The organism is Polaromonas sp. P1_E1_2, assembly GCF_056406035.1.
The window spans coordinates 1-1438 of the sequence record NZ_JBFUAZ010000828.1 but is presented as its reverse complement, the minus strand read 5'-3'; the positions used below and the strand labels follow the sequence as shown (position 1 = coordinate 1438).

Annotated in this window: 2 protein-coding genes; both read right to left on the bottom strand. The window is 58.4% G+C overall.

Annotated elements, in window-relative coordinates; all coding sequences use genetic code 11:
* Positions 1-147: 147 nt before the first annotated feature.
* Positions 148-516 (bottom strand): RNA recognition motif domain-containing protein, encoded by a 369-nt coding sequence (locus AC1D1P_RS23315; RefSeq protein ID WP_477674632.1) that lies wholly within the window; start codon positions 514-516, stop codon positions 148-150.
* Between the two features lie 337 nt (positions 517-853).
* A complete protein-coding gene (arsC, locus tag AC1D1P_RS23310) occupies positions 854-1288 on the bottom strand; it encodes an arsenate reductase (glutaredoxin) (RefSeq protein ID WP_477674631.1) in 435 nt (144 codons plus the stop codon).
* Positions 1289-1438: the final 150 nt, after the last annotated feature.

Sequence of the window (1438 nt, the reverse complement as noted above, 5' to 3'; positions counted from 1 at the left end):
ATATTACCCAGCCCCAAAGATATTACCCARCCCCAAAGAAAAAAGGCCTCAAAACCGAAGTTCTGAAGCCTTTTATGCTGTTCTCAACGTAACGCCGAGAGAGCGGGTTGGCAACGGCATCTCTGCCGTTGACGGGGTTTGCAGGGCTTAGTAGCCGCCGCGACCACCGCCGCCGCCGCCGTAGCCGCCACCGCCGGAACGGTCGCCGCCGCCACCGTAGCCGCCACCACCGCCGCCGCCGAAGCCGCCGCTACGTGGAGGACGTGCTTCCATTGGACGGGCTTCATTCACGGTGATGCTGCGGCCGCCGAGCGACTGGCCGTTCATGCCGGAAATTGCAGCTTGTGCTTCGGCATCGTTGCCCATTTCGACAAAGCCAAAACCTTTGGAGCGACCGGTGTCGCGTTCCATCATGACTTTGGCGCTGGAGACAGAGCCGTATTGGCCGAAAGATTGTTGCAGGTCTTCGTCACGGACGGTGTATGGCAGGTTGCCGACGTAAAGTTTATTGCCCATGGGGACTCCTCAAAAATACATAAAACAAAAGCGATGGGGTCCCGAAAGCACAACAAACCTAAAAAGTACCGCCGTAGCGCGCGAAACTGACCGATCACTAACCTGTGCGAATGCAATGGCAGCCGCACCTCCCGATTATGCGTGAGGAAACGCGGCGGCACCAGCATTCTTCTGCCTATAAGCGCAGCATTTGTCAAATCAGGTGCCCATTCCCTCGGTTAAACAGCGGAAATGACCGAAAAGACGCCATTACCGCGGATGCATGACCATGGACAGACCCGTGCAACCGGCCGAGCAGTCGGACGGCCCGGACTGCGTTGCGCCAAGGACGGGAAGCTCAACGGCCCGCCACACGCTCCCCTTTGTCATTGACAACCTGTTCACCGTCTTCCTTGCTGAACGCACCCCGCTGTGGCGTGGGCAGGATGTCCAGCACGGCTTCCGAAGGCCGGCACAGGCGCGTGGCTAACGGCGTAACGACGATGGGCCGGTTGATCAGGATGGGATGGGCCAGCATCGCGTCGATCAGGGCTTCGTCGACCAGCGTGGCATCGTCCAGGCCGAGATCCTTGTAAACGGCTTCCTTTTCCCGAACCACCTCTCGCAGCGGCACCGCCATTTGCGCAACCAGCTCCCGCAGCGCCTCCCGCGTTGGCGGGGTTTTCAGGTATTCGATGACCTCGGGTTCGATGCCGGCATTGCGGATCAGCGCCAGCACATTGCGCGACGTGCCGCATTGGGGGTTGTGGTAAATCGTGACGGCGGAAGGCATAAGTTTCACTCCTGAAAAGGGATTGGTTGCATCGATTCCATAATTCAATTATATTTGAATTATGAAAGCATTAATCCCAAACCTTGATTTTCCCCCGCTTGAGGAAGGTTCTGCCGTGAAGGCCCTGGCAGCGCTGGCGCAAGCCCAGCG